Source organism: Hymenobacter psychrotolerans DSM 18569, assembly GCF_900142395.1.
GTDB classification, from domain to species: domain Bacteria; phylum Bacteroidota; class Bacteroidia; order Cytophagales; family Hymenobacteraceae; genus Hymenobacter; species Hymenobacter psychrotolerans.
Map to the genome: position 1 here is coordinate 20,089 of NZ_FRAS01000024.1, position 26,245 is coordinate 46,333.

General features: G+C 62.5%; 25 protein-coding genes and 1 pseudogene. 23 read left to right on the plus strand and 3 right to left on the minus strand.

Going from position 1 to position 26,245, the window contains the following annotated elements:
* Window positions 1-62: 62 nt before the first annotated feature.
* From BUE15_RS17530 to BUE15_RS17615, 18 genes are all read left to right on the plus strand, one after another.
* Window positions 63-674: a hypothetical protein gene (locus tag BUE15_RS17530; RefSeq protein ID WP_073287998.1), complete on the plus strand. Its 612-nt coding sequence runs from the start codon at window positions 63-65 to the stop codon at window positions 672-674.
* Complete coding sequence (locus BUE15_RS17535; RefSeq protein ID WP_084549151.1) at window positions 671-1,957, plus strand: DNA modification methylase; 1,287 nt, start codon at window positions 671-673, stop codon at window positions 1,955-1,957. Before BUE15_RS17530 ends, BUE15_RS17535 begins: the two co-directional genes overlap by 4 nt.
* Window positions 1,935-2,624: a hypothetical protein gene (locus BUE15_RS17540; protein WP_073288002.1), complete on the plus strand. Its 690-nt coding sequence runs from the start codon at window positions 1,935-1,937 to the stop codon at window positions 2,622-2,624. The genes BUE15_RS17535 and BUE15_RS17540 overlap by 23 nt, the downstream gene beginning before the upstream one ends.
* Entirely contained in the window at window positions 2,611-4,278 is a 1,668-nt protein-coding gene (locus tag BUE15_RS17545) for a hypothetical protein (RefSeq protein WP_073288004.1), read from the plus strand. The genes BUE15_RS17540 and BUE15_RS17545 overlap by 14 nt, the downstream gene beginning before the upstream one ends.
* Before the next feature lie 337 nt (window positions 4,279-4,615).
* Window positions 4,616-4,963 (plus strand): hypothetical protein, encoded by a 348-nt coding sequence (locus BUE15_RS17550; protein ID WP_073288006.1) that lies wholly within the window; start codon window positions 4,616-4,618, stop codon window positions 4,961-4,963.
* The gene (locus BUE15_RS17555; RefSeq protein ID WP_073288008.1) at window positions 4,964-6,376 is read left to right on the plus strand and encodes a hypothetical protein; all 1,413 of its coding nucleotides are present in this window, start codon (window positions 4,964-4,966) and stop codon (window positions 6,374-6,376) included.
* On the plus strand, window positions 6,348-7,367 hold the full coding sequence (locus BUE15_RS17560; RefSeq protein ID WP_073288010.1) for a DUF6712 family protein: 1,020 nt from the start codon (window positions 6,348-6,350) through the stop codon (window positions 7,365-7,367). Before BUE15_RS17555 ends, BUE15_RS17560 begins: the two co-directional genes overlap by 29 nt.
* On the plus strand, window positions 7,367-7,906 hold the full coding sequence (locus BUE15_RS17565; protein WP_073288012.1) for a phage holin family protein: 540 nt from the start codon (window positions 7,367-7,369) through the stop codon (window positions 7,904-7,906). The genes BUE15_RS17560 and BUE15_RS17565 overlap by 1 nt, the downstream gene beginning before the upstream one ends.
* Before the next feature lie 11 nt (window positions 7,907-7,917).
* The gene (locus BUE15_RS17570; protein WP_073288014.1) at window positions 7,918-8,460 is read left to right on the plus strand and encodes a glycoside hydrolase family 19 protein; all 543 of its coding nucleotides are present in this window, start codon (window positions 7,918-7,920) and stop codon (window positions 8,458-8,460) included.
* A complete protein-coding gene (locus BUE15_RS17575) occupies window positions 8,457-8,987 on the plus strand; it encodes a hypothetical protein (protein WP_139252393.1) in 531 nt (176 codons plus the stop codon). The genes BUE15_RS17570 and BUE15_RS17575 overlap by 4 nt, the downstream gene beginning before the upstream one ends.
* Window positions 8,988-9,198: 211 nt before the next feature.
* Window positions 9,199-9,495, plus strand: a complete 297-nt coding sequence (locus BUE15_RS17580) for a hypothetical protein (RefSeq protein WP_073288018.1) — start codon at window positions 9,199-9,201, stop codon at window positions 9,493-9,495.
* Between the two features lie 125 nt (window positions 9,496-9,620).
* On the plus strand, window positions 9,621-10,436 hold the full coding sequence (locus BUE15_RS17585) for a hypothetical protein (protein WP_073288020.1): 816 nt from the start codon (window positions 9,621-9,623) through the stop codon (window positions 10,434-10,436).
* Window positions 10,436-10,978 (plus strand): hypothetical protein, encoded by a 543-nt coding sequence (locus BUE15_RS17590; protein ID WP_073288022.1) that lies wholly within the window; start codon window positions 10,436-10,438, stop codon window positions 10,976-10,978. Before BUE15_RS17585 ends, BUE15_RS17590 begins: the two co-directional genes overlap by 1 nt.
* Window positions 10,978-12,897: a SprB repeat-containing protein gene (locus tag BUE15_RS17595; RefSeq protein WP_073288024.1), complete on the plus strand. Its 1,920-nt coding sequence runs from the start codon at window positions 10,978-10,980 to the stop codon at window positions 12,895-12,897. The genes BUE15_RS17590 and BUE15_RS17595 overlap by 1 nt, the downstream gene beginning before the upstream one ends.
* Window positions 12,894-14,351 carry a hypothetical protein gene (locus BUE15_RS17600; protein WP_073288026.1) on the plus strand — a complete coding sequence of 486 codons (1,458 nt, stop codon included), beginning with the start codon at window positions 12,894-12,896 and terminating at the stop codon, window positions 14,349-14,351. The genes BUE15_RS17595 and BUE15_RS17600 overlap by 4 nt, the downstream gene beginning before the upstream one ends.
* On the plus strand, window positions 14,348-14,797 hold the full coding sequence (locus BUE15_RS17605) for a hypothetical protein (RefSeq protein WP_073288028.1): 450 nt from the start codon (window positions 14,348-14,350) through the stop codon (window positions 14,795-14,797). The genes BUE15_RS17600 and BUE15_RS17605 overlap by 4 nt, the downstream gene beginning before the upstream one ends.
* A gap of 11 nt (window positions 14,798-14,808) precedes the next feature.
* Window positions 14,809-14,994 (plus strand): hypothetical protein, encoded by a 186-nt coding sequence (locus tag BUE15_RS17610; protein WP_073288029.1) that lies wholly within the window; start codon window positions 14,809-14,811, stop codon window positions 14,992-14,994.
* Window positions 14,984-18,304, plus strand: coding sequence for a phage tail tape measure protein (locus BUE15_RS17615; RefSeq protein WP_073288031.1), 3,321 nt, complete (start codon window positions 14,984-14,986; stop codon window positions 18,302-18,304). The genes BUE15_RS17610 and BUE15_RS17615 overlap by 11 nt, the downstream gene beginning before the upstream one ends.
* 232 nt (window positions 18,305-18,536) lie before the next feature.
* Here the strand turns inward: BUE15_RS17615 and BUE15_RS17620 are convergent, their stop codons facing one another.
* Window positions 18,537-20,306 (minus strand): FG-GAP-like repeat-containing protein, encoded by a 1,770-nt coding sequence (locus BUE15_RS17620; RefSeq protein ID WP_170865304.1) that lies wholly within the window; start codon window positions 20,304-20,306, stop codon window positions 18,537-18,539.
* Between the two features lie 244 nt (window positions 20,307-20,550).
* Here BUE15_RS17620 and BUE15_RS22390 point away from each other — a divergent pair.
* The 3 genes and pseudogenes from BUE15_RS22390 to BUE15_RS17635 all read left to right on the plus strand — a co-directional run.
* Window positions 20,551-21,281 (plus strand): annotated as a pseudogene (locus tag BUE15_RS22390) (IS5 family transposase); the annotation flags it as partial.
* A gap of 171 nt (window positions 21,282-21,452) precedes the next feature.
* Window positions 21,453-22,106: a recombinase family protein gene (locus BUE15_RS17630; RefSeq protein ID WP_073288035.1), complete on the plus strand. Its 654-nt coding sequence runs from the start codon at window positions 21,453-21,455 to the stop codon at window positions 22,104-22,106.
* Window positions 22,107-22,863: 757 nt separating this feature from the next.
* The gene (locus tag BUE15_RS17635; protein ID WP_073288037.1) at window positions 22,864-23,298 is read left to right on the plus strand and encodes a BLUF domain-containing protein; all 435 of its coding nucleotides are present in this window, start codon (window positions 22,864-22,866) and stop codon (window positions 23,296-23,298) included.
* Window positions 23,299-23,307: 9 nt separating this feature from the next.
* On the opposite strand, the gene BUE15_RS17640 is transcribed toward BUE15_RS17635, so the two are convergent.
* Window positions 23,308-23,673 (minus strand): hypothetical protein, encoded by a 366-nt coding sequence (locus BUE15_RS17640; protein ID WP_073288039.1) that lies wholly within the window; start codon window positions 23,671-23,673, stop codon window positions 23,308-23,310.
* Between the two features lie 109 nt (window positions 23,674-23,782).
* Window positions 23,783-24,283, minus strand: coding sequence for a hypothetical protein (locus BUE15_RS17645; RefSeq protein WP_073288041.1), 501 nt, complete (start codon window positions 24,281-24,283; stop codon window positions 23,783-23,785).
* Window positions 24,284-24,422: 139 nt separating this feature from the next.
* Here BUE15_RS17645 and BUE15_RS17650 point away from each other — a divergent pair, with 139 nt between their 5' ends.
* Together BUE15_RS17650 and BUE15_RS17655 are read left to right on the plus strand one after the other, a co-directional pair.
* Window positions 24,423-25,403 (plus strand): NAD(P)H-quinone oxidoreductase, encoded by a 981-nt coding sequence (locus BUE15_RS17650; protein WP_073288043.1) that lies wholly within the window; start codon window positions 24,423-24,425, stop codon window positions 25,401-25,403.
* 113 nt (window positions 25,404-25,516) lie between these two features.
* Window positions 25,517-26,182, plus strand: a complete 666-nt coding sequence (locus tag BUE15_RS17655) for an NAD(P)H-binding protein (protein ID WP_073288045.1) — start codon at window positions 25,517-25,519, stop codon at window positions 26,180-26,182.
* Window positions 26,183-26,245 lie beyond the last annotated feature (63 nt).

Below are 26,245 nucleotides of genomic sequence, written 5' to 3' on the forward strand. Positions count from 1 at the left end.
CCATTTGGCTGGGGCTTTTTTGCGTCCTTTTTCACCGTGACGGCCGGCGGCAGTTTTGCTGCATGGAAACCTCCAACGTGCGCCACTGGCTGGCCCAGCCACCGGATTTTGCGGCCGGCGTGCAGCTCTATGAGCAGCTGGGCGGCAGCGCCACCTACAAGCAACTCTTCGCCCTGGGCGAAACCAGCTACAGCCGCCAGGTGCTCGTGGCGCAGCTGCAGGCACTGGTAGGCCCGGTGTTCGAACCCCCACGAGCCCCCACGCCGCCGGCTCCTATGCCTCAGGCCACTGCAGTCCCCGCCGACCCGGCGCTGCTGGCCGGCGTCCGGACGCAGCTGAAGGCGGCCCGCGACGAGCGGAGCCACTTGCACGCGCAGCTCACCGCGCCCGGCCTGCGCCAGGCGGCCCGCTGCAAAATGGTGCACCGCATCTGTCAGCTCACCGACCAGGTGCTGCAGCTGCTGGCCGATGAAGCGCACGTGCTGGAGCACGGCCGCCGGCCCGGCCCGGTGGCCACGGCCGACGTGACCGATGCCGGTGAGCTGCGCCGCCGCCTCGACAACCTGGTGAGCCTGCGCAGCAAGCTCCGCAAGCGGCCCGAGCGTGCCGGTGAGCTGCCGGCACTGGAGGCAGAAATCAACCTGATCCGAAACAAACTCAATACCCCATCGTGACTGAAGAACTGATTCCCCTGGAGTGGCACAATGCGACGCGCCGTGTGCGCGACCTGGTGCCGCTGGAGTACAACCCCCGCATTGCCACGGAAGATGGCCTGAAGCGGCTGAATTATAGCCTCTCGAAGTTCGGCTTAGTGGAGGTCCCGGTGCTCAACTCCGACAACGTCGTGCTGGCCGGCCACCAGCGCCTGCGCATCCTGCTGGATCTGGGCCGCGGCGAGGAACTCATCGACGTGCGCATGCCCAACCGGCAGCTCACGAAGGACGAGCTGGACGAGTACAACCTGATTTCCAACACGGATGCCGCCGTGTGGGACTATGAGGGCCTGCTGCGCGACTTCTCCCACCTGGAGATGGGCAACATCTTCGGCGAGGACGTGCTGGGCCAGTTGGCCGCGCTGACGGCCCTGCAGTTGCCACCAGCGGAGGAGCAGGCGTTTGACCCGGCTCCGCCGGCCACGCCGATATCGGTGCTGGGCGACGTGTACGAGTTTCACAGCATCGGCCGCGGCCTGGTGCACCGCCTGGTGTGCGGCTCCTCGACCGAGGCCGACGTGATGGAGACGCTGCTGCAGGGCGAGCTGATCCAGCTGACCAATACGGATCCGCCCTACAACGTGAAGTATGAGGGTAAAACCAAGGACGCGCTGACCATTCAGAACGACGACATGGGCGACGCCGAGTTCCGGGCGTTCCTCTACGACTTCTACACCAACGTGTACGCCTACTCGGCGCCGGGTGCGCCCATCTACGTATTCCACGCCGACTCGGAAGGCGCCAACTTCCGCCTGGCGCTGAAGGAAGCCGGCCTGAAGCTGAGCCAGTGCCTGGTGTGGGTCAAGCAGTCGTTCGTGATGGGCCGGCAGGACTTCCACTGGCAGCACGAGCCGATTCTCTATGGCTGGAAGGAGGGAGCGGCCCACCCCTGGTACTCCGACCGCAAGCAGACCACGGTGCTCAACTTTGACCGGCCGAGCCGCAATGCCGACCACCCGACCATGAAGCCGCTGGAGATACTCGAGTACCTGATCGAGTGCTCCAGCCAGCAGGATGACATCGTGTTCGACGGCTTTGGCGGCTCCGGCAGCCTGCTCATTGCCTGCGAGAAGACCCAGCGGAGTGCCCGCAGCATCGAGCTGGATCCGGCCTACGTGGACGTGCATGTGCGCCGCTTCGTGCAGTTCATGCGCGACAACCAGCACCGGTTTAGTGTCACCCGCAACGGTCAGGAGCTGACCGAGGCCCAACTCCAGGAGTATGTCGACGCAGCTGCAGCCTAAGGACCTGCCCGGCGCGCAGGAGGTTGTTCTGCACAAAAGCACGGCCATTGAGCGGATCTATGCCGCCAGTATCGAGGAGGCCAACGGCAGCGGCCGGGGCCTCAAAGGCCTGTCGCCGGCCGACCAGCTGGTAAATCAGCAGATTGAGGCCGCCTATGCGCTGCTGAGTAACTACCACACCTTCGATCAGGCCTGGCCGCTGCTGGCCAAGCAGTTCGATATCAGCCGGGCCACGTGCTACCGGCGCCTGGCTGATGCGCAGAACCTGATGGGGGATCTGAAGAAAGTCCGCAAGGAAGGCCGCAAGGCCATCCTGATCGAGTTTGCGCGCAAGATTCTGCAGCTGGCCCTCACCCAGCGCCCGCCGGATACCCGGGCAGCGTTGGCGGCCATGAAGTTCGAGGCCAACGTGGCCGGGCTGTTACGGGCCGACTCGGGCCAGGAGGAAGCCGCCGGCTCGGGCAGTGGCAATACCAGCTACGTGATTAACCTCACGGTGGAGGGCCGCAAGGCGCGCACCATCAACCTGATGGACCCGGAAAGCATTCAGGACGCTGACTACGAGCTGATTCAGGACGCCGTGCAGCAGCAGGTGTTCGGAGCCGAGCAGATGGAGCAGATGCTGCTGGAGCGTAGAGAGGAGGGCGGTACGGATGGTAATCGTTGATCAGGTAAAGCTCACGTTTAATCAGCCCCAGCTGCGCTACGTCACGGCTAAGGGCAAGAAGGAGGGTACCAGCGTCTGGGGCCGTGGTACGGGTAAATCGACCGTGATTTCGTGGGACATCCACGAAATCGTGCAGACAATGCCCCGCTCGTGCTGGGTGATTGTGGGCTCGACCTACAAGCAGGTGCTCACCCGCACCTTGCCCTCGACGATTGCGGGTTTGGAGGCCCTGGGCTACAAGCTGGACCGCGACTTCTACGTGGGCCGGCGCCCGCCACCCTCCAAGCTGTTTGACCGGCCGATTCAGGGCCCGCTGAGCTACGACCACTTCATCATTTTTCGCAACGGGACCGGGTTTCACCTGGTCTCGCTCGATGCCGGTGGCTCGGCCTCGCGGGGCCTGAACGTGGACGGCTTTATTGGGGATGAGGCCCTGCTGTTCAACAAGGAGAAGCTCGATGCCGACTTGTCGGCCACAAACCGCGGCAACGGGCAGTATTTCGGCAAAAACCCGAAGCACCATGGTGTTTTCCTCTTCAGCTCGATGCCCTGGGGCGACCAGGGCCGTTGGCTGCTGGACAAGGCCAAATACTACGAAAACGACGGTATTGACCTCACCGAGCGGCAAAATGAGTTGATTGAAGCGCAGGTGCGCTTCATCGACGCTGAAACCGACGAGGAGCGCCTGCACATCTGGCGCGAGCAGGTGGTGAAGCTGATGATGGACATCCGCTACTACCCCTCAGCGGCCAATAAGGGCTCGTTTTATTCCGAGGCTAATGCCTTCGATAACATCCAGAATCTGGGCCTGCAGTACCTGCTGGATCAGCGCCGCTTCATGACCGACTTCACGTTCATGATTGAAATCATGAACCGGCGGCCGACGACGGTCGAGGGCGGCTTTTACCCTCAGCTCAACCAAGCCCGGCATGTGGTGGAGTGCGCGGATGATGACTTTGTGCTGGGGCTGGAGTACAACCTCAAAAAGCTCAAGGCCTCAGACCAGGATAGTCGGGGAGATAGTGACTGCCGCAGCCACCTGCCAATTGTGGGGGCCGTGGACTGGGGTGGGAAGATTTCGGTGCTCACGCTGGGCCAGAAGCATGACGATGTGCGCGAGTACCGAATCCTGAAGGGCATGTACGTCAAGCACCCTCAGCTGGTGAGTGACCTGGCCAATGCCTTCTGCGACTACTACCAGTATCACCTGCGCAAGGAACTCATCTTCTTGGAGGATGCCGAGTGGGGTAACAACCGTAACCCGAACAGCCCGTGGACGCTGAACGAAACCTTCATCAAGGTACTGCAGTCACGAGGCTGGCGCGTGACCAGGGCCAACCTGGGCCGGGTACCAGGGCATCCCACGCGGTATGTAGTAGGGCAGGAAGTGCTGGCCGAGAAGCTCTATCCCAAGGTGTGGCGGTTGCGCTTCAACAAAGTCAACACCAAGGATGTGGTGCAGGCCATGCTGCTGGCCCCGGTGGGGCAGGACACTAAGGGCAACATCAGCAAGATCAAAAAGAGTGAGCAGAAGGAGAGCTTCCCCCAGGAGCACGCGACTCACTTCACCGATACGATTGACTTGCATTTCCATTACGTGGGCACCGACGTGGTGATGAGCATGCCTGACCTGAGTGGCCTGCTGGTGGTGTAAGCAGCACCTGCCAAGGCCTGCCTCGGTGCCTTTGGCTGTCCGATAGTAGATAAAACCCCCAACGCGGCCTGCGTTGGGGGTTTTTTTGTCCCATCGGGTGCCGCCCGGCCCCCACAGATATCACCGAGGCGTCCCCCGGCAGCTGCCGACCGCCGACAGTGCATGCCGGGCCATCGCGCTGGACTGGTGAGACTGCAAAACGCTCAGCAGGCCCAAAAATGCGGTTTGCAGCGCGTGAGGGCAAAACGCTGTGAGATTGGCTTTTTGGCGTTTTCCGGGGCAATGGGGGCGGTTTTGTGTCCTTTTTGTGCGCTCAGCATGACGGCAGTTTTGCAGCATGGAAACACCCGCAACGATTCGCCTGAAGGACGCGCTGGCCCTGCTGGAAAGCGGCACGCCGGTGGCGGTGCGGTTCGTGACGTGCGACCGGCGCCGCGGCACTGGCGGCGAGTTCCGGGAGCTGAAGGCCGCCCGCATCGGCTCGGGCAAGCGGCAGGCCGAGAAGGCCGCGCCGGTACTCACCGGCGAACCGGAAGCCGACCTGGCCACCGTGTCCCGCATCGCCCGCAACCCCGACCACTACGCCAACGCCACCCGCAACCTGCTCGACACGACCACCGGCAACCTGGTGAAGGTGCACATCTATCTACTCGTGGCCGTGGCCGGCCGCAAAGTCATTCTGTAAATGCAACAACTACTATTCAGCTCGGCCGGCAGCACGGCGTACTGGCAAGGCACCGGCGCGCTGGCCGGCTCCGTGATGCGCTTCGGCGGTGGCATGGCCGCGGCCGGCAGTGCCGGCGGCAGCTCCGCCACTCAGGACGGCGCCACGCCCTCCTCACCAGTGGAAAAAGGCCTTTCCGGCGACGTGGCGCTCTGGGGGGAGGCCAACGACTTTCCGCAGCAGGTTATCAAGTCGCTGGAATCGAACACCATTCTGCCCAGCGTGCTGGAGTGGAAAACCCGGGCCGTGTACGGCGGGGGCGTGGTCTACGGCCGCGTGACGGGCTTCGACAAGAGCGGCAACGAAATCTTTGAGCGGGAGCGGCTGCCCGACGTGGAGGCCTTTTTCCGGCGCAGCAACATTGCGCGCTATGCCTACGAAGGTTTGCAGAACCTGTTCACCTTCGCGCAGAGCTATCCGGAGCTGATTCAGTCGCTCAACAAGCAGAAGATTACCACGCTCACCACCCAGGACACGGCCTTCTGCCGCTACTCGGTGCCGAAGGCCAATCAGCCGGTGCCCGATTACGTGCATATCTCGGCCAACTGGCCCGACGCCAAACCCGGCGACGAGTACACGACCAGCGTGCCGGTGCTCGACCCCTACTACGAGCCGGTGGAGGCGCTGAAGGCCGACACGCGGGGCTTCAAGTACCTCTACCCGCTGGCGCTGCCCTCGCCCGGCAAGGCCCTCTACCAACTGGCCAGCTGGAACAGCATCCGCCGCTCCGGCTGGCTGGACGTGGCGCAGGCCATTCCGGAGTTCAAGGCGGCCATGTTCAAAAACCAGCTCAGCATCAAGTATCTGATCGAAACCGATGAGCGGTACTGGAAGTGGAAATACCCCGACTGGGACACGAAAATCACCGAGCAGCGCCGGCAGATTATCAGCGACGAGCTGGCCGACTTCGAGAAAACCATGACCGGCGCGGCCGGCGCGGGCAAGTCGATTCTCTCGGTGGCGGTGCCGGTTCCGGGCACCACGGAAACCATTTCGGCTTTCAAAGTCACGGCCATCGACGACAAGGTGAAAAGCGGGCTGCACATCGAGGACTCGCAGGAGGCCAGCAGCCACATCTACACCGCCCTGAGCGTGGACCCGACGCTGGTCGGCATTTCGCCCGGCAAGGGCATGGGGGCCGGTTCGGGCTCCGATAAGCGCATCGCCTTCAACAATTTCATATCCACCCACCGCTTCCACCAGGACCTGATCCTGGAGCCGCTCTACCTGGTGCGCGACTACAACGGCTGGCCCGAAGAGCTGGAATTCCGCTTCCTCAACCCGCTGGCGCAGACCGCCGACGTGTCCAAGTCCAACACAAACACCGCCACCGGCGGCAATCCCGATGATGCTGAGCCTGCTGAAGACAAGTAACGAACTGCGCCGCTACGTGACGCTCGACGCCCGTGAGGTGCCCGAGCCGGTGCAGCGCGAAGAAGAGCGCCTGCGCAGGCAGCTGCTGCTGCCGCTACTGGGTAGCACGCTGCTGCACTGGCTGGAGGCGCAATACGAGGCCGGCACCACGGCCGAAACCGACACGCCGGCCGGCGAGCTGCTGCGCCTGGTGCAGGCCCCGCTGGCGCGCCTTAGCGTAGCCGGCGCCCTGGACGAGCTGCAGGTCACCCTCGACAACACGGGTATCCACATCGTCAGCACCGAAACCCATAAAACGGCCTTTCAGTGGCAGATTACCAACCTGCGCAAAACGCTGACCCGCAAAGGCTACCTCGATCTGAACGTGCTGCTGCAGTGGCTGGAAGATAACCACAGCACGTCGCCGGAACTGCAGGCCTGGGCGGCCGGAGCCGGCCAGAACCACCGCCGGCAGCTGCTGACTTCGGCCGCGGAGTTTTCGCACTTCGAGAACATCCAGGAGTCGTGGCCACTGTTCGAGGCCCTGCGCCCGCTCATCAGCCGGCAGGAGCTGTTCGTGCTGGAGCCGCAGCTGGGCTACGACTTCCTGAGCGAGTTGCGCGAACAGGTGCGAACCCGCACGCTCACGGTGGAGAATGAGGCGCTGCTGAATCAGTACGTCCGCCCGGCGCTGGCCGCGTGCACACTGGCCCGCGCCGTGCCCGAGCTGGGCCTGCGGCTCACCGGCGACGGGATTGAGCTGATGATTGCCCGCATCGACGACTCCAACTCCAAGGAAGCCGACGCCGGCCTCGACCAGCTGCTGCAGGCCCGCGCCTTCGAGGCGCAGCGCACGGCCGACGTGCTACTGGAGCGGATGCGCCAGCTGCTCAACCGCGTGGCCTCACCGACCCGGTACGCCACCTATTTCAAGTTCGGTCCCTACCGCGCCCCCGACGCGGCTGCCGTGCCGCTCAATACTGCTGAATCAAAAGTTGTCCGCTTTTTCTGATGCATCCACTACTACCGCCGGCACTGGAAAAGGCCGCACAACTCTTCCAGAAGTACATTTTCAACGACTGGAGCGCGCTGGGCTTCCTGATGGTGCTCTTCCTGATTGACACGCTGCTGGGCATGGCTCGCAGCTTCAAGCAGGGCCGCTTCCACTCGCGGGGGATGCGCCAGATGTTCACCAAGCTGCGCGACTACGGGGTGGGAATCGTGGTGGCGCACGTGTTCAGCTCCATCGAAATCGATGGCAGCCGCGTGCCCTGGGCGGACTACATGTCGCTCGGGGTGAAGTTCACCATCTACCTCTTCATCCTCATTATCGAAGCCAAGAGCATCGATGAGAACCTTCGCGGGCTGGGTGGCATGGGCCTGCCGATGCCCAAGTTCCTGCGCCAGGGCATGACGGACTGGGAGGAAACCGGCTCGTTTCGCAGCAAAGTGCCACCCGAGGAGCTGGCGCCGGCCGCGCCTGAGCCAATGCTGGAGAGTGAGTTGCCGCCGCTTCCTGCACCGCCCGCTTTACGTGAAGTTTCCATTTAATACCTGTTCAAATGCAGCTTACCAAACCACAACTCATGGCCGCCCTGGTGGGCACCACGTCGGCGGAAGCCGACAAGTTCCTCGGCCCGATCAACGAAACGCTGGCCAAGTACAACATCAACACGAAGCTTCGTGTGGCGCACTTTCTGGCGCAGATCGGGCACGAGTCCTGCGGGCTGGATGCCGTACGCGAATACGCCAGCGGAGCCGCCTATGAGGGCCGGAAAGACCTCGGCAATACCCAGAAGGGCGACGGGGTAAAGTTTCGGGGCCGTGGCCTGATCCAGATTACAGGCCGGGCCAACTACTATGCACTGGGCCGAGCCTTCGGCGTGGACCTGGAGGCTGAGCCGTGGCTGTTGGAAACGTCTCGCCTCGCAGCCCTATCGGCCGGCTGGTACTGGAACAGCCGCAGCCTGAACGCTATGGCGGATGGCAACTTCTTCGACACCATCACCAAGCGCATCAACGGCGGGACCAACGGCTATGCGGACCGCATGAACCACTTCCTGGTAGCCGCCAAGGCGCTGGGTATTCCCGGAGGAAAAGTATGAGACGACTTCTAGGTTTATTCTTTCTGTATGGCCTGGTAACATTTATGGTTACCGCACTGGCTGTTCTGGTACTGAGCTTATTCAGCGGCTGCACCACCAGCCGGCCGCGTCCGGAGCAGTTGCCCTCGCTGCTCAGCCCGCTGCAGCGCGACTCGCTGGCGCAGCTACCCCCGTACCTGGTACCGCCGCCGGCCGGCAGCAGCCCGCGCCAGGTGCGCCAGTGGCAGAAGGCCCAGGCCCGCAACCTAGCCCGCGCTGGCCACGCGCCGGCATCGGTGAAAATCAAGAACAGCACCGTGGCCACCGGCGAAAACTCCACTGCCGTGAGCACGGCCAAGAAAAGCAGTACGGCGGTCGGGGAGGAGGCTAGCGCCACGCGCATCGACAAGGCTAAGGCACCGGTGGCCGTGGGCTCGGGCGCGGTGGCCACCGCCACCACTACCAGGGCATTTCCGTGGTGGGTGCTGGCGGTCGTGGGCGTACTGCTCGGGCTGAACCGGCTGGTGCGCGGCCGCTGGCTACTTTGAAATAAAACTGCCCCGGTCGTGCTGGCCGGGGCGGTTTGCTTTGCTACCTTCGTCATGCGAACATTCTGGAACATCATGCTAGGCTTGCGCCTTGGCCGTCTTCAAAAAACGGCCGGGGAGTAGAGCGGAAGCATGATCCGCACTTTCGGTGCACGCTTGGCGTGGTGCAGAATGTTCGCAGCGATTTCCCCGGCTTGCTGAAGACTGCACCATGGCTAAGAACCCCATCGGCTTCGGCCGCACCACTGCTGACCCGGACCCGAACGGTACGGGCGACGGCTGGCGTTTGCACTCTGGCGACGCTGAAGAGAAATCGGAACAGCAGCGGGAAAAGCCGCCGCGCCTGCCTAAGGCGGAACCAGTTTATGTGGGCACCATTGAAGGATTGGAAATTCTTGGAGCTTACGGTTTGTCGCCCCTGGCGCCGCTCAGCAACCTGGAGCAGCAGCTACTTCAGGTAGTGGCTGGGTTGGAGCGAAAACTTGACCAGTACAGCGAAGCTTCTTAGTTTAGGCCCGCCAATCAACCCCGTGCAGGGAGCGAAACGGCCGCCTACTGCAACAAAAGCCCCGCCCACCAGCGGGGCTTTTTCGTGTCCTTTTTCACCGTGGCAGCCGGCGGCAGTTTTGCTGCATGGAACGACTGGAAATCTGGAGCCGGCACTTCACGCCGGCCAGCACCTGGAACGAACTCACCCGCGCCCAGCTCGGCGAGGTGGTGCACGTGCTCTACGGGCCGGAGCACTTCTGGCCTGCCCGGTTGCGGCTGCTGAGCATCGTCAGCGGCGCGCCCCTCGAGTTGCTCACCGACCTGCCCGTGCTGCAGGTCAAGCAGCTGTATAGCCTCACTGATTTTATCTACTCCGACGAGCACCGCCTGACTAGGCAGCTGCTGCCCGAGCTGCGCCTGCCGGCCAGAGTGGACCGCAAACAGCGCCGCTGGATGGGCGCCGGCGACAACCTGTCGGGCGTGAGCTTCGGCGAGTTCATCTTCGCCGACACCTACTTCTGCGCCTATGCCCGGCACCAGGCGCCGGAGGCGTTGAGCCACTTCATAGCCTCGCTCTACCGTCCGGCGCGCCGGAAAGGCCCCCGGCCCGGCGACGCCGACTGGAGCGGCGACGTGCGCGAAGCCTTCAACGAGCACAACATCGAGTACCACGCCCGCGTGCTACGCTGGCTGCCGGAGGTGGATCAGCTGAGCATCTACCTCTGGTACCGCGGCTGCCGGGCCCAGCTACAGGCCGACTTCCCGCAGGTGTTCGAAGCGGCCGAAACTGACACCCGCCGCCACCAGAAAGGTGACTGGGGCCGTGTGCTGCGCAGCCTCTCCGGCGACACGTTCGGGCCGCTGGAGCAAACCGCCCGGCAGTCGGCGCGCACCGTGCTGGCCGAACTCTGCGACCTGGCCCGCGAGGCCCGGCACCTCAACTCCACTTCTTCCCGCTAATGCTCCGTCACTCGCAGTACGTCGCGCTGTTCCGCGACCTGGCCACGCGTCACCAGAAAATTCAGCACTCGCCCAAAGTGCCGCGCTTTGCCCGCGTGGTGGTCAGTATCGACCCATTTCAGAAGCAGGTTGACCTGGCTGAAATGGCCGAAAAGCAGCTCGGACGCCATTACGCGCCCGGCTCCACTTCGCAGATGCTGGTCGTGGAAAGCTGTCACACGCAGTACCTCGATAACGGGGGCGACAACCGGCAGCGCCGCCGGTCGGGGGCCTTCTACGTGTTCCAGAAGCTGCCCAAAGACTTCACCCAGGACGACATCGAGCTGGCTATCGACGCCACCGAAGAAACCGGCGAGCAGCTGCTGGCGGCCGTGCTGCATGCGCTGGCCGGCCAAGTGAAGGTGCGCCTCGACGAGAAGTCCATCAGCGCCGACACCATCGGCCCGATCGGCGACGGCAGCTGGTACGGCACCCGCTTCGACTTCGACTTTACCAACCCGGCCACGGCCGCGCTAACCTATAACCCCGCCGCCTTCATCTAATGGCTCTGATCGACTTATATCTGCACTGGGAGGACGAGGGCGAAGTGTTCAGCGACGGCCCTGACTCCTACACCAACTGGCTGGGCACGCTCTTTATCGTGGACCCGGCCACGCTTGTTATTACCACCGAGCCGCGCCGTCAGCGCGTGTACCTGACGCCGGTACCGGACGTGCCGCCGGCCGACGTCAGCCTCGATCCGTCGGTGCTGATCAGCACACAGGTCAACGGCAACACGCTCACGCGCTACTACCATGATGGTGCCGGTGGCCTGGCCCCGCTGGCGCAGTTCGTGGATGCCACGGCCACTGTTATCGGCTGCGACTGTTTCGGCACGGCCGTGGGCCTGATTGACCTCACGCTGGCCCCGGACAGCCCGGGTGGCAGCTACACCTACCTGTGGAGCGACGGCGCGACGACGGCCGACCGGGGCGCTATGCGTGCTGGCACGTATTCGGTGCTCATCACGCACGAAAGCGGTGCCTGGCTGCTACTCGAAAACGTGGTGGTAGGCCAGAATCCGCGCCTGGAAGTGGAAGTGCGCCAGCTCAGCAGCGAGGTGGAGTTGGTGGTCAGCGGGGGAGTAGCACCGTACTCGTTTCTGTGGAACGACGGCGACACGCGTCCCCAACGCGACGATCTGGTGGAGGGCACCAGCACGTGTACCGTCACTGACAGTCTGGGCTGCGTGCGGGAAGTAACTGTGTCGTATTTCAGCTACCAGCTGTTTTTCTCGCGCAACGCCATCTACCAGCACCAGGACGCCGGCGAGGCCTACCGCGAAGACCCAGCCGGCATGCCCAACCTCTCGTTCGTGTGCGAAGTGCACGTCGAGCAGGAGTATGGCAGCAACCTGTTCACACCGGTGGCCACCGTGCTCGAGCAGCCCGCCAGCCGTGACGGCCGCACCGTGTTCGAAGTGCAGGAGCTGCTCTCGCCCTTTCTGCAGCCGGCCGTGCCGAACCTGGCTCAGACCGGTATCGAGCGCCGCACGGACGTATTCAAGCGGTTTTTCCTACGCACAGCCCCCAAGTACGGCACCCCGCCCACCCGCGACGCGGTAAGCGTGTCGGCCGTGCATTTCGTGCAGCTCGGCGGGCTCAGCTTCCACGAGGCCCGCTCCGGCAACTGGGCCAGCTATGCCGCCGCCCGCCGGCCGTTCCTGACCTGGCAGCCGTCTACGGTATATGCGGCCGCTGACCAGCCGGAATTTCTGAGCTGGCTGGTGCTGGCCTCCTTTGCGTCGCTGCAGCAGAAGGTGAAGGTATACTTCAGCGACGGCAGCACGACGCTGCTCACCCCCTCCGGCTTTACGCAGCCGGTGGTGCGCGGGGAGGTGCTGAACCTGCCCGCCGGCTTCGCGCAGCTGGGCCTGGATGATCAGGCCGAGCGCACCGTGACGGCCTGGGAGGTGTTTCTGGCGGATACCAACGGCCAGGCCGTGTCGCCGGTGCGCCGCTACGTGCGCGAGTGGCCGGTGGGCCCGCGCCGCTACCTGCTCTACCGCAACTCGCTGGGCGGCGTGGACACGTTCGTGGCCACCGGCGAGGCCGTGCTGGACGTGGAGGTAACCGGCGACGAGGTGGAGCGCAGCCTGGCCTGGGACTATGACCCGCAGCTGGGTGACACGCAGGTGCAGGACAAGGTGCTGCGGCCGCTGCTCAAGCTGGCCAGCGGTCTGCGCACGCAGCAGCAGATGCTCGAGCACCAGGAACTGCTGCTCTCGCGCCAGGTACTGCTCGTGCAGCACGGCCAGCTACGGCCGGGCGTGGTGAAAGCCAAAACGGTGCCCTTGACGGAGGAGGGCAAGTACGTCAACTCGCTGGAGCTGGACTTCTACCTGCCCCGTGAGCGGAATTTCACGCCCCGCCTGCCGGCGGCCGGCGGCGAGCTGCCCACCTTTGACCAGCTGCTGCCATGATCCGCCTCACTTGTGCTGCCGGCGAGCTGCATCTGGCCAGCAGCGCCGTTTCGCTGGAAATCGGTAACCCGTATTTCGGCTTCACCTCGGTGCCGGGCATCACCACCTACCCGTTCAGCATCGCGGGCACGGAGGACACGATGCGCAAGCTCAACTTCCCGCACCTGCGCGCCGCTCAGGGCCAGGTGCCGGCCCCGGAGCCGGCCGAGCTCTACATCGACGGCCTGCTCTGGCGGGTGGGCGTGTTGGTGTACGAGTCGTTCGACGAAAGCAAGGGGCGGGGCCAGGGCGTGTTTCAGTACAAGTTCCTGGCCGATGCCGCCGATCTGCAGAGCCGCATCGACGGCGTGTCGCTGCGCAGCCTGGATCTGGGCGCGGTGCTGCTGCAGCTGCGCTACGACCATGCCGACTACGCGCTGCCGCTCGTGCGCAACGAGTCGTTTTTCGGGGATAAAAACCCGCCCTATAACGGCTGGCTGAACCACTTCCCGGGCCAGTACACCCCGTCGGCGGAGTCGCCGCTGGTGCCGTTTCCGCGCCTGATTCCGCTGCTGCGCCGGGTGCTGGCGGCCGTGGGCTACTCGCTCAGCGGGCCCTGGACGCAGGAGGCGGAGGCGCTAAAGCTCATCGTCGTTTCCGACCGGGCACTGCGGCGGGGGGCCGCCACCGTGCAGCTCAACCAGCACGTGCCGGATATGAACGTGGGGGAGTTTCTGGTGGCCCTGCAGCAGCTGCTGGGCCTAGGCTACAGCTTCGACGCGGTGCGGCGTGAGCTGCGCGTGACGCGCCTGCGCGACATCGTGGCCGACCAGGCCTACGTGCACCGGGCTGGCGGCGCGGCCCGCTTCAGCCCACCCACCGCGCAGGGCTACACGCTGGAAATGCGCTTGGCCAACGACGAACTAAACAAAACGCTCGATACGAGTTGGAGCCGGCTGCTGCTCGGGGCCGGTAAGGAGAAGCTCGGCCCCGCTGCCGGCACCCTGCATGTGGGCCTGGTCGCCGACCCGGTGCGCGGTACTGAGCTGCTGGTGCCGCGCCTGGAGGGCAAAGGTGCCGGCGAGGAGTTTGAGCTGGGCGACGACTCGCGACTGGGCCTGTTGCTACTGCTCGACCACGGGCTGCAGCCGGACTCGGGCGGGCAGCCCTACCCGCTGGCCTCCCCGCTCAACCGCAATGCCCAAGGCGCGGTGGTGGGGCAGAGCACGCTGCACTGGGCCGGGCCGCAGGGCCTGTACGCGCAGGCGCACCAGCCGTGGCTGGACTTCCTCTCGGCTGCCGGCAAAGAGGAGCGCACCATGGAGTTCCGGGTGTCGGATTTGCTGGCCCTGGAGCCCGGCCGCAAGGAAATGGTCGGGTACCGCAAATACCTGTGGGAGAAAGTCAGCCTGAGCGTGCCTACGGGCCGCCGGCTGGAGTCGGCCCGCTTCACTTACCGCAACATCGCGCTATGACCGAAGAGCAACTTAACCAGGCGCAGCTCAAACTGGCCGAGCAGTGGCTGGATATCACGGTCACCAACTTCATCGAAAACATGCGCAAGCTGCGCATTAAAAATACCGGCGCGCTGATGGCCAGCTTTAAAAAGCAGGTGATTGGCTCGGCCAGCGGCCGGCTGCAGTTGCAGCTGAGCTATGCGCTCTACGGCAAGTTCGTGGATATGGGCGTGGGCCGGGGCATGGGCGCCGGCGTGCGTCGTGGGGATGATGGCTACGAGAGGATTCGCAACACCCGTGGCCAGTTGAAGCGCCGGCAGCGCAAAGCCAAGCCGTGGTACCCGAAAGCCATCGGCTACCAGACCAAACGCCTGGCCGAGCTGATGAGCGAGCTGCACGGCACGCTGCTGATCAGCGCCGTGTCCGACGCGCTGCCGGCGCAGGATGTCACACTTAACTTTTAAGGTAACTCAACATGCAGAACATACCGGATAAAAACGAGAGCATGAGTACGCTGCGCTTTACGCTTGGCGTGCTTACCAACAAGCTCAAACGCCTGCCACTGGGCACAGCGGAGTGGCGCCAGTGTGCCGACGAATTGCTGGACATCAACGATAAAATAAACAGCCTGCAGGCTGCAATGGCGGACTATGGCAGATAACAGCGAAGAGCGGAAGGTTAAGATAGTAGTCGATGCGCAGCAGCCGAACGCCAGCCTGAAGGAAATGGCGGCCGGCGCGGCCGTGCTCAATAATCAGCTGGCCAAGATGGCTGCCGACGACCCCGGCCGGGCCAAGCTGCAGGATGATTTTGCGCGGCTGAATCAGCGGTTGACTGCCACGCGCACGGAAATGCGCACGGTTATTCAGACCGAGGAGGAGCTAGCCGAAGCGCAGCGTAAGCTCTCGGCCGAAAACCGTGAGGTTATTCTGAATGGCCAGAAAGTGGAGGCCACGTTCGGGCAGATGAAGGCCGCGGCCGCTCAGCTGGAAAAGCAGCTCGATGAGGTGGCCGCCAACGACCCGGGACGGGCCAAACTCCTGAAGGACTACCAGGAGCTGAAGGAGCGCATCGAAGGCGTGAAACTGGAAATGGGGGAGGCCACGCAGCAGGGCCTCACCTTTAAGGACGCGCTGGCCTTCGCCGGCGTGGCCGTTGGGGCCGAGGCGGCGCTGGACATGGTCAAGGAGCTGGGCGCGGAGGTGATTGCCACTACCAAAGAAATGGGCCAGATGCGGGCTCAGATCAATAGTTTGACCGGCGCCACCGGCGAGGAGCTGGATGGGCTGACCGTGGGTGTGCGGGCGCTGAGCCAGACCTTCGGCAAGGAATACAACGAGGTGCTGGTGGCCAGCAACGCGCTGAGCAAGCAGATGGGCATCTCGCAGCAGCAGGCCCTCAAGCTGATCGAGCAGGGGTTCATTGCGGGGGCCGACATCAACGGCGAGTTTCTCGACCAGGTAGAAGAGTACCCCGCGCAGTTCAAGGCGGCCGGCGTGTCAGCGTCGGAATTCGTGGCCATCGTGAGCAAGTCGCAGACCGATGGCGTGTTCTCCGACAAGGGGGCCGACGTGGTGAAGGAATTCGGCCTGCGCATCCGCGAGCAGACCAAAGCCACCGGCGAGGCGCTGGATGCCGCGTTCGGCCCGGAATTCACGCAGAAGCTGCTCAAAGGCATCAACGACGGCAGCATCAGCTCGGTGCAGGCGCTGCAGATGGTGTCGGCGCAGATGAACGATACCAAAATCCCGGCCGCGCAGCTGCAGACTGTCATTGCCGACGTGTTCGGCGGGCCGGGAGAAGATGCCGGACTGGAGTATCTGCAGTCGCTGAAGGATGTGGGTGGGGGCGTGGAAACGCTCATCGACCAGACCAATCCATACGTGCAGCAGCAGCAGCTCCTGCTGGCGTCGCAGCAGGAGCTGGCCGGCGCGCAAAACGAGCTGACTAAGCAGTTTGAGGGCACCGGCACCAGCATCGAAGTGCTGGGCAACGGGGCCATGACGTTCCTCTACACGCTGCTGGCCTCGCTGGCCGCCACGTTCAAGGAACTGGCCGCGCCGGTGCAGCAGGTCTGGGCCGAATTTCTGGCGCTGGGCGAGAGCATGGGCCTGGTCAGCAAGGAGGGCAGTCTGGCCCGGGATATAGCCAGTGGGCTGGGCACGGTTCTGCGGCTGCTGTTTATTCCCACGCGTCTGGTGTACGAGGGGTTTGGCATGATTGCCAAGGGGCTGATGGAGTGGGTGAAACAGTCGGAGCCGGCCAGGTCGGCTATTTACGTGATGATTGCCCCGCTGCGGCTGCTCTTCGATATGCTGCGTGATGCGCCGGCATTCTTTGAGGGGTTTATGGCCTCCGCGCAGGTCTCGTTTCTGCAGGTGGGCAAGTCGTGGCGGGCCATCATGCGCGGTGACTTCTCGGGGGCGGCCGACGAAATGGCGGCCATCGGCGGCGTGGCGGCCCGCGCCTACCTGAAGGCGTTTAACGAAGTACACAATGCCCGGCCCGACGCCGTCACTCCCGAGGCAGGAGCGGATCCGGAGCAACCGGATAAGCCCTCCGCCGGCGGTGACGGCACGACGGCCGCCGAGCGGGAAAAAGCAGCCAAAGCGGCGCAGACGGCTCGCGAAAAAGCCCGGAAGGAACGCGAGGCTGAAGAGAAAAAGGATGCGCAGCAGCGCAAAGACGCGCTGAAAAAGCTGGTCGAGGAGGAGTTGGTGATGCTGCAGACCCGCGACACGCTGCGGGCTGATCTGGACCGGCAGGGCTACAACGACGAGCTGCAGCGGCGCGACCAGCAGCGGGCTAAAATCTTCCAGTCGGCCTCTGATCAGGTCGACAAGCTCACCGGGCTGGAGGTGGACTACACCGACCGGGTGCAGGCCATCATGGAGGAGCGCGACCTGCAGCTGCGCGAGCTGCAGGCGAAGTTCGATGAGGAGTCGGCCAAGAAAAAGCAGGAGGAACTCGATGCTCGGATTGCGCTGAATGAGGCAGAAGCTGAGCAGCGTCTGGCCGAACTGGAGCTGAAGCTGGCCAACGGCACGCTCGACGAGTGGGCCTACCAGGATGCGGTGTACGCCGTGAAGCAGGCCGCGGCTGAGCGGGAGCTGGCGCTGATTAAGGAGAAAAGCGGCGAGGGCTCGGCCGAGTACATGAAGGCCAACGCCGAGCGGCTGAAGGGCCAGGCCGATTTCGCGGAGAAGCGTCGGGGCACGGATGAGACCATGTACAAAGCCGAGAAGCTGCTGGCGGCCGCCCGCCGGGTGCTGAATTCGGATGAGTTGGCGGCCCTGATGGAGCTGACGGGTAAGAAAACGCTGCTTTACAAAGTGGCCGTTGCGGCGCAGAAAACGCTGGCTATTGCCGAAATTGGGATGAGCGTACCCAAGCAGTACGCGGCCAACGCGGAAGCCGGTGCCAAAATCTCGGCCCTGTTTCCACCGGCCTCGGTGCCGCTGGGGGCGGCCTACACGTTCGGGGCCAACGCCATGGCTACGGCCGGGGCGGGGGCTGCTATTGCCAAGATCCTGGGCCTGGGTTTTCGGCAGGGGGGCGCGACCGGCTCGGGCCTGAACGTGAGTGCCGGCGGCAAGCTGCTCGATGCGGAGGGCTACCCCATCGCGGGCGTGGTACACGAGAACGAGTACGTGATTCCCGAGTGGATGCGGGCCGACCCACAGGTGGCGCAGGTAGAGCAGTGGCTGGAGGTAAAACGCCAGCGCGGCTACCGCGACGGTGGCGCCACCAGTAACGACGTGCCGGCTGCCGGTGCACCGCTGCCGGCTGCCGGTGCACCGCTGCCGGCTGCCACCGACCAGCAGCTGGTGACCGTGCTCGTGCGCCTCGACGCCCGTCTGGGCAAAGTGGAGGAGTGGGCCACCAGGCTGCAGGTCGTGCAGCATACCGGCGAGCTGGCCGATGATATCGACTACGTGAAGAAGGTCCGCGACGCCGGGTCGATTTCGTAGTCGAAAGGACGTTCAGAAAACACTACATGAGGGTAAATAACCAAAACGGTATTCTGCCCTGAAGTAGCCCTCCCCAAAGGATGATTCTTGAGCAAGAAAGCGCCCTGTACCGCTACGCCTAAAAAACACTGTTAGGCGTAGCGGTACAGGGCGCTTTTATATGGACTGCTGAAAGCACTCAATTATCGCTTGCTGACAAGCGATATTTTCATCAAAGAGCTGTCTGGAAAGTTTAGTTTATGCAGAAACGCGCAGTATGAATTGACTGCCCACTACGCACTTTGGCCAAGTACCAACCGGGCATCAAGCCGTTTACCAATAATTCACCAGAACCAGGCTTAGTGACAGCATACTCGCGTAGCTGTTGCCCTGTAATAGAATACACTGTCACCACAGCGGGGGAGTCGAGATCAGGATTGGTGTAGGAAAATCGCAATCTGCTTCCTTCTACTACCGTGGGAGCAATGACGAAATGGAAAGAAGTGAATTTGGCTTGGCCCTGTACTCCCGTAATCGGAGCTGGATTATTTAGCCGAACTCCGACTGACGCGCCAAACGCGTTGCCAAAAACCATGTCGATATCGCCGTCGCCATCCACATCACTTAACCTAATAGCTTGGGGGCCAAGACCCGTAGTTAATGTGCTGCCACCGCTAAATACGCCCGTATTAGACCCAGATGCATCGCCGCCATTCAGGCGAACGGAAATGGAATTGCTGGTCCAAGTTGCTGTGAGCAAATCTATGTCACCATCTGCATCTACATCACCCAAAACGGCGGAATTAGAAAGGTTTGGAACGGCAACACTACTTCCATTGGTGAACGTGCCGGTATTAGAGCCTGTATTATCACCACCATTCAATCGAATTACCGCACTGGGAGCATCATAAAGGGCCACTACCAAATCGAGGTCATTATCTCCGTCAAGGTCGGCTAAGTCTATGGTATTCGGGCGGCTACCAATAGCTAGAAAAGTGCCGTTACTAAATATGCCCGTATTTGATCCACTATTGTCCCCTCCGTTTAGGCGCACCGTTACCCCATTGGTACTGCCCGTTGTGCTTCCGTTGTTATTGAGTACAACGATATCCATATCGCCGTCTCCATCAACATCTCCAGCCACGACATTTTTTGGTGATGTGCCGGAAGCGACATTGGTGCCAGCGCTGAATACGCCGGTGTTTGACCCAGTTGCATTGCCACCATTCAGCCTAATGGCAACCCGATTGTTAACACCATCAGCACATAGCAGGTCTAAATCCCCATCTCCATCGGCATCACTAAGTACCGGCGCCGCTACGGAGCTGCCTATCGTTAGCGTTGTGCCACCGATGAAAGTGCCAGTGTTTGAGCCGGAGTTATTCCCGCCATTTAGACGAATTGTGATTAGCCCATCGGTATGCCCAGTTACCAGATCCAGATCTCCGTCGCCATCAATGTCACCTAAGGTTATGTTCAGCGGAGTCTGAATAACGTCCACTTCAGTGCCCCCACTGAAGACGCCCGTATTAGAAGCCGTGTTGTCTCCTCCGTTTAAACGGACGCTAACTGTGCCCGGATCGACGTTGTTTGCTATAAGCATATCTAGGTCGCCATCCCCATCGACATCACCCAATACGACGTCGTTGGCTCTTTCCGATTGCGGATTTGTGCCAAGAAGAAAATTTCCTCGTCCGGTGCCAGCAGTCCTTGTGGTGAACTGAAAAACAGTAGGTTTTGCCAAGGATCCAGCAGCGCTGGTAGTTGCTGTAGTGATGGCAGCAGTAACTCGTTCTCCTGGCTTAAAAGCAGATGCTGGCGTAAAGCTTAAAGAGTTGCCACTTACCGTTACTGGCGTGGAACTGCGCGTGAGCAGCCCACCCCGTTGGGCGGAGTATACCTTAAGACCGCTAATAGAATTTGCAGTTAGCGGCTCAGTGAAGGTTGCAGTAACAGCAGTTGAAAGTGGGGCATTCCGAGTGTTGGCAGTTGGGGAGTGGGAAACAAGGGTGGGTTGAGCCATGCCAAGCTGGCTCAACAGCAGCGAGCATGAGACGGGGAACGCCAACCATCGGGTGGGGGCGTTTACACTCGTAAAATTCAATTTCATCACTAGAAAAAGGTAGAGTTTAATCAATGATTATGGTCGGCAACTTTACTCCATACAAAAGTCACTAAAATTTCATAAACCCAACTTTCTTATTAGTGAGCCCGTGGACAGTCAGTCGTAGCTTTGCCGGATGCGTCGTCATGAACTTACTGATCGTGAGTGGAAACTGATTCAACCGCATGTGCTGGGCAAAGCGGGTACGGCGGGCGGCACCGGCCGTAACAACCAGCGTTTTGTCAACGCGGTGGTGTACCGGGTGCGCACGGGCTGTGCCTGGCGCGACTTGCCCGAACGCTTTGGTCCGTGGAATACGGTCGCCCGGCGCTTCCGGCGGTGGGCGGTGGCGGGCGTGTGGGAGCGGCTGTTTCAGGCCGTGCAGGAACCCGATTATGCCTGGGTGCTGGTCGATTCCACGACTGTGAAAGCGCACCGGGCCGCCAGCGGCCAAAAAAAAGTACGGCCGCAGACGAAGCCCTTGGCCGCAGCCGGGGCGGGCTGACGACAAAGCGCCATGCCGTGGTGGACGCGCTCGGCAACTGTCTGGTGCTGCGCCTAACGCCGGGCCAACAGGCCGATTGTCAAGTCCTGCCGGACTTGTTACAGGCCTTGGCAGCGGCACCGGGTGCGGTTGTGGCTGACAAAGCCTACGACACCAACGCAGTACTGGCCGCCGTGGCCCAGTATCAGGCCGAAGTGGTGATTCCGCCCAAAGCCCTGCGCACCGACCAACGCCCGTATGATGCCAACTTATATGCCGACCGTAACAAAGTAGAACGCTTCTTCGGCCGACTGAAAGAGGCACGCGGCTTGGCCACCCGCTACGAAAAAACAGCCTCCTCCTTTTTGGCCCTTGCTCACCTGCTCGCGGCACTCGACTGGATGCGCTGACTGTCCACGGACTCTAGTAAGTATGGAAGGGAGTAAGTATAAAAGGCAGGCGGATAAACTGTCCAGAAAACGCTCGATTTCTGGACAGTTTTAGCACCCGCCTCCACGGCCCCGAAAATGCAGTTTTTCGGGGCCGTTTTCGTACCCCTTTTTTGGACACTACTTTTCAGCATGAAAGCTGCCATTTACGCCCGAGTGAGCACCCGCGACAAAGGCCAGGACAACGAGAACCAGCTGCGTGAGCTGCGGGCCTTCGCCGAGCGGCTGGGCTATACCATCTACAGGCAGTACGTAGACACGGAGTCGGGCGGCAAGGCCGAGCGGCCGCAGTTTAAGCAGCTCTTCACCGATGCCCACCAGCGCCGCTTCGATGTGGTGCTGTTCTGGGCGCTGGACCGCTTCAGCCGCGAGGGTGTCATCGAAACGCTCAACCATCTGCAGCGGCTCTCGCACTCGGGGGTGCAATTCAAAAGCTACACTGAGCAGTACCTGGATTCAACTGGCATGTTCAAGGACGCCATCATCAGCATCCTGGCTACCATTGCCAAGCAGGAGCGGGTACGGCTCGGGGAGCGGACCAAGGCCGGGTTATCAAAGGCCGTGGCCAAGGGTAAAGTGCTGGGCCGGCCGGGTGTCGACACCGAGAAGCAGGCGCACGTGCAGCGGCTGAAGGCCACCGGCATTTCAAACCGGGCCATTGCCACCGCCCTGGGACTCTCGCCGAGCACTGTGGCCAAATACCTGGAAGCGGCAAGAGCAAGCGCCTTGGCATCGGCCGCATCTGGGATAAGCTGGTGCGGCGCTACCCGAAGCTCTGGGTGGTAGAGAAGGCGGTAGGCTATACCATCTGGGCGCTGATCCTGCTGGCCATCGTTGCGCTGGCCTGGAAAGGGTATAGGGGAGAATTGTAGGATTTCTGTCCTTTTTGCGGGCAGTTCGGGAGGACAGCTTTGGGCTCTGATTTCATCAACCCAACTCCAGTCCTATGAAACCTCTAGTTGCTCTGCTCTGTGGCAGTGGCATTCTGTTGCTGACTACACTACTCGCTCTGCCACCAGATGCCAGGAGTACTCCCCAGCAGGAAGTGGCCGGCGCGCGGCCCCCACGGTACTACACTAAGTGGCGCCGCGTCCACGGCCGCCGGTACCGCTTTACCTACCGAAAAGGCGCCCGGCTGGCTGCACAAAGCAGTGCACCAGCCCCCACTAGGGCCCCCACTTTTTGAAAAAAGGGCTTAGCAGCGCAGAAACAAGCTTTTGTTGAGGCCAACCGTAATCCGGGTGGGAGCGGTTTTTTTTGCGCCCTTAAGGTAGGGCGATACAATAAAAGGGCTTCTGCGCTGCGTAGAGGCCCTTTTGTTGTATAGTGCACGAATAGCACTGCCGCGCTGCCAACCTACCGCACCCGGGACATGGGCAACGGTAGTAAGGGGCGCCAACGGCCAAAACAGCAGCAGGATGGCGCGCGGAGGCGAAGGCCATGTAAGAGTAGTAACACTTTTCCTGTGAAGCTCTTCAGTTGCTCTGCTTTGCGGCCTGAGCCTTATCTTCGTTTACTTTCAACCCTGATTTCCCTGCGACTGATGCACCACATTATCTATATGAGCCGTGGCAAACGGCCGATGTCTGACGAGGAATTGCGCACTTTGCTGGAGCAGGCTCGCGTCGCCAACGAGCAACAGGGCATCACGGGGGCACTCGTGTACGGCGACGGCCAGTTTATGCAGGTTATTGAGGGCGAAGAAACAACGCTGGCGGCCCTGTACGCCAAACTCCTGACCGACCCGCGGCACACGGGCGTGGTGAAGCTGGCTGATAAACAGATTCTGCAGCGCAGCTTCGCCGATTGGGCCATGGCATTCGAGCCACTGACCATGACCGAGTTTGAGAAGCTGACCGGCTATGTAAAGCCCCGGGAGCTGAACCTGAGCGTACCCGGCCTGAGCGCCGCCGATGCCCTGCTGCTGGAAATGATGAAGGTATTTGTGCTGACGCCCAAGCCGGACAGCCGCCAGTAGCCCGGCGCCCTACGTGAAGGGCGCCAGGGCGGCGAGCAGGGTAGTGGAGGCTTGCCGCCAGCTGGCATAGGGCCAGGGCGCCGTGCTAGCCGTGTGGGCCGCCGTTTCCTGCCGGACTTTTCCCAGCCAGGCCAGGAGCACCGCTTTGGCGGGCAGTGGCTGGCTGGCATGCAAGTCGGCGGGCCACTGCTCATCGGGCCATTGCTGCAGAAAATATTCGGCCTGATCGGCAATGCGGGCGAGCCGGGCTGCCGCGTAGGGCGCCGTGTGCCGGACGGGGTGGGCGCTGCGGTACAGAGTGCGAAGGGCCCGGCTTAGCGGAAGCGTTGCCGGGGTGGGCTGCTGCAGCGGATGGAGTTCTTCCTGAATAGTCATGTGGCCCCACTTACGACAGGGAAAAAGGGGCCGGATTTACCAAATAGGCCAGAAAAAATTAAAAATCCGGGTCGGAATTATCCCGGTGCAAGCTGCGTTGATGCCAGCTTCAGCCGGGCAGCTGGCGGGGCGTTTCCTCGTCGTCATCGAGCAGCTCGGCGCCCGTGCCGTGGTCGGGCACCAGGCGTTTCCAGACGGCCTGCTTGAGTTCGTCGAGGCGCTGCAGGCTGTCCTGTACGGTGCTGTGGCTCCGGATTTTCTCGAACAGGCCGGTTTTCTGCCCCACGCGCACCATCTGCTCCAGCACAAACGGCAGAATCCAGCCGACCACGCTGGAGGCCAGTGCCCCCCGCAGTCCGATGCGGACCAGCAGCCGGGCGGCCATGCGCTCCAGCAGCAGAGCCCGGGCCGCGGGCAGGGCCTTGTTGGTCAGAAAATCAACGACCAGCTGCTTGTTGCCTTTCTGAACTTCGGCCCGCAGCACTTCCTGAATGGCTTCCAGAGCCGAGGCCGCCGCTTTGCGAAACAGGCGGCCGGTCTGCCAGGCGGCCATACCGGTGAGCTGGCCGGCCGTACGCAGGAAATGGGGAAGAAGGCTGACTTTTTTCATGGCTGCAGCAAGTACGGAAAACGCAGGCATACCAGCCACAATGCCTGGGTCCGCAACTCCCCGAGTACCGGGCTGCGTACACCGGGCGGCTGGCGCGTCTCTGCGCAACGCTTTCGTTTTGCCCCTAATCCAGCTCTCTATGAACGCAATTGTAATCACCCGGCCCGGTGGCCCCGATGTGCTGCACCTGCAGCAACAGCCCCGGCCCGAGCCCGCCGCGCACGAAGTTCTGATCCGGGTGCACGCCGCCGGCCTCAACCGCCCCGATGTGCTGCTGCGGCAGGGCAAATATGCCGGCGCGGGCGAGGTAACGGGCATGGTGCCGGGGCTGGAAGTGGCCGGAACGATAGAAAAGTGTGGTGCCGAAGCAGCCCGCTGGCAACCCGGCGACCGGGTGTGCGCCCTGCTGGCGGCCGGTGGCTACGCCGAATACGCCGTGGCAGATGCCCGCCACTGCCTGCCCGTGCCCGAAGGCTGGAGCTTTGCCGAAGCAGCCGCCCTGCCCGAAACCGTATTTACGGTCTGGCACAACGTGTTTCAGCGGGGGCAGCTGCAGCCCGGCGAGCTGCTGCTGGTGCATGGCGGCAGCAGCGGCATCGGCACCACGGCCGTGCAGCTGGCGGTGGCGCTGGGCAGCCGGGTGGCCGCTACCGTGGGCAGCGCCGCCAAAGCCCGGGCCGTGCAGGAGCTGGGAGCCAACCCGGTTATCAACTACAAGGAGCAGGATTTCGAGGAAACAGTAGGCGCGGTCGGCGGGGCCGATGTGGTGCTGGACATGGTGGGCGGCGACTATACTGCCAAAAACCTGCGCCTGCTTCGCGACGATGGCCGGCTGGTGTTCATCAACGCCATGCAGGGCGCCAAAGCCGAGTTCAACGCGCTGGACGTGATGCGCCGCCGGCTCACCATCACGGGCAGCACCCTGCGGCCCCGCTCCGCCGACTTCAAAGCCGCGCTGGCGGCCGAGGTAGAGCGCCACGTATGGCCTTTGTTGCGGCAGGGCCGGCTGCGGCCGCTGCTCTACCGCACGCTGCCGCTGGCCGAAGCCGCCGCCGCGCACGAGCTGATGGAAAGCAGCAGCCACATCGGCAAAATAGTGCTGCTGGCATCCGGAGAATAGGCTGTAGCGCCACCTGGCCGCCTGCCTGCCAACGAAAATCAGCATGCCTCCGTATACCAGCACTTTTGCCTACTGTGGCGCTTGGCCACGTCTGCTCACACCTGTTCTGCCTTATGCAAACCGCGCTACTAATTGGAGCAACCGGGCTGGTCGGGGACAATCTGCTGCGGCAGCTGCTCTCTGATTCCCGCTTCGACCGAATTAAAGTATTCACGCGCCGCCCGACCGGCTATCATAACCCGGACCGGCTGGAGGAGCACCTTATCGACTTCGAGCACCCGGAACACTGGCAGCACCTGCTCAGCGGGGATGTGCTGTTCTCGGCGCTGGGTACCACGCTGCGCCAGGCCGGCAGTGCCGATGCGCAGTACAAGGTAGACTACACGTATCAGTTCAGGGTAGCGGAAGCGGCTGCGCAAAACGGCGTGAAAACCTACGTGCTGGTGTCCTCGGCGGGCGCCGCTGCCGATTCATTCGTGTTTTACTCGCGCATGAAAGGCAAGCTGGAGCGCGACGTCAAGCGGCTGCCTTTCCAGCGGATTCGCATCATGCAGCCCGGTATGCTGGCCGGCCACCGCCACGAGCCGCGCCTGATGGAGCGCCTGGCGTTGCCGCTGGCCGCTGCAGTAGCGCAATTGCCGGGCCTGCAGCAATACCGCCCCATTCACGGGCGCGAAGTGGCGCAGGCCATGATTAATGCAGCCCTCGACGAAAAGCCCGGCGTACAGACCGACACGCTGGAGCAGGTGTTTCAGCGCGCCGGCTCGCAGCCTTCCTGACAGAATCAGAAGTATAAACAACTGAAAAAGCCGGCTCCCGGGAGCCGGCTTTTTCAGTTGCGG

What these genes read in the sequence shown, in the direction of transcription:
- BUE15_RS17590 (WP_073288022.1), top strand. Translation starts at nt 10,436, where the DNA reads ATGCTCCGTCACTCGCAGTACGTCGCGCTGTTCCGCGACCTGGCCACG.
- BUE15_RS17585 (WP_073288020.1), top strand. Translation starts at nt 9,621, where the DNA reads ATGGAACGACTGGAAATCTGGAGCCGGCACTTCACGCCGGCCAGCACC.
- BUE15_RS17530 (WP_073287998.1), top strand. Translation starts at nt 63, where the DNA reads ATGGAAACCTCCAACGTGCGCCACTGGCTGGCCCAGCCACCGGATTTT.
- BUE15_RS17540 (WP_073288002.1), top strand. Translation starts at nt 1,935, where the DNA reads ATGTCGACGCAGCTGCAGCCTAAGGACCTGCCCGGCGCGCAGGAGGTT.
- BUE15_RS17630 (WP_073288035.1), top strand. Translation starts at nt 21,453, where the DNA reads ATGAAAGCTGCCATTTACGCCCGAGTGAGCACCCGCGACAAAGGCCAG.
- BUE15_RS17620 (WP_170865304.1), bottom strand. Translation starts at nt 20,306, where the DNA reads ATGGCTCAACCCACCCTTGTTTCCCACTCCCCAACTGCCAACACTCGG.
- BUE15_RS17595 (WP_073288024.1), top strand. Translation starts at nt 10,978, where the DNA reads ATGGCTCTGATCGACTTATATCTGCACTGGGAGGACGAGGGCGAAGTG.
- BUE15_RS17555 (WP_073288008.1), top strand. Translation starts at nt 4,964, where the DNA reads ATGCAACAACTACTATTCAGCTCGGCCGGCAGCACGGCGTACTGGCAA.
- BUE15_RS17580 (WP_073288018.1), top strand. Translation starts at nt 9,199, where the DNA reads ATGGCTAAGAACCCCATCGGCTTCGGCCGCACCACTGCTGACCCGGAC.
- BUE15_RS17600 (WP_073288026.1), top strand. Translation starts at nt 12,894, where the DNA reads ATGATCCGCCTCACTTGTGCTGCCGGCGAGCTGCATCTGGCCAGCAGC.
- BUE15_RS17545 (WP_073288004.1), top strand. Translation starts at nt 2,611, where the DNA reads ATGGTAATCGTTGATCAGGTAAAGCTCACGTTTAATCAGCCCCAGCTG.
- BUE15_RS17635 (WP_073288037.1), top strand. Translation starts at nt 22,864, where the DNA reads ATGCACCACATTATCTATATGAGCCGTGGCAAACGGCCGATGTCTGAC.
- BUE15_RS17640 (WP_073288039.1), bottom strand. Translation starts at nt 23,673, where the DNA reads ATGACTATTCAGGAAGAACTCCATCCGCTGCAGCAGCCCACCCCGGCA.
- BUE15_RS17560 (WP_073288010.1), top strand. Translation starts at nt 6,348, where the DNA reads ATGATGCTGAGCCTGCTGAAGACAAGTAACGAACTGCGCCGCTACGTG.
- BUE15_RS17650 (WP_073288043.1), top strand. Translation starts at nt 24,423, where the DNA reads ATGAACGCAATTGTAATCACCCGGCCCGGTGGCCCCGATGTGCTGCAC.
- BUE15_RS17570 (WP_073288014.1), top strand. Translation starts at nt 7,918, where the DNA reads ATGCAGCTTACCAAACCACAACTCATGGCCGCCCTGGTGGGCACCACG.
- BUE15_RS17655 (WP_073288045.1), top strand. Translation starts at nt 25,517, where the DNA reads ATGCAAACCGCGCTACTAATTGGAGCAACCGGGCTGGTCGGGGACAAT.
- BUE15_RS17610 (WP_073288029.1), top strand. Translation starts at nt 14,809, where the DNA reads ATGCAGAACATACCGGATAAAAACGAGAGCATGAGTACGCTGCGCTTT.
- BUE15_RS17645 (WP_073288041.1), bottom strand. Translation starts at nt 24,283, where the DNA reads ATGAAAAAAGTCAGCCTTCTTCCCCATTTCCTGCGTACGGCCGGCCAG.
- BUE15_RS17575 (WP_139252393.1), top strand. Translation starts at nt 8,457, where the DNA reads ATGAGACGACTTCTAGGTTTATTCTTTCTGTATGGCCTGGTAACATTT.
- BUE15_RS17615 (WP_073288031.1), top strand. Translation starts at nt 14,984, where the DNA reads ATGGCAGATAACAGCGAAGAGCGGAAGGTTAAGATAGTAGTCGATGCG.
- BUE15_RS17565 (WP_073288012.1), top strand. Translation starts at nt 7,367, where the DNA reads ATGCATCCACTACTACCGCCGGCACTGGAAAAGGCCGCACAACTCTTC.
- BUE15_RS17605 (WP_073288028.1), top strand. Translation starts at nt 14,348, where the DNA reads ATGACCGAAGAGCAACTTAACCAGGCGCAGCTCAAACTGGCCGAGCAG.
- BUE15_RS17550 (WP_073288006.1), top strand. Translation starts at nt 4,616, where the DNA reads ATGGAAACACCCGCAACGATTCGCCTGAAGGACGCGCTGGCCCTGCTG.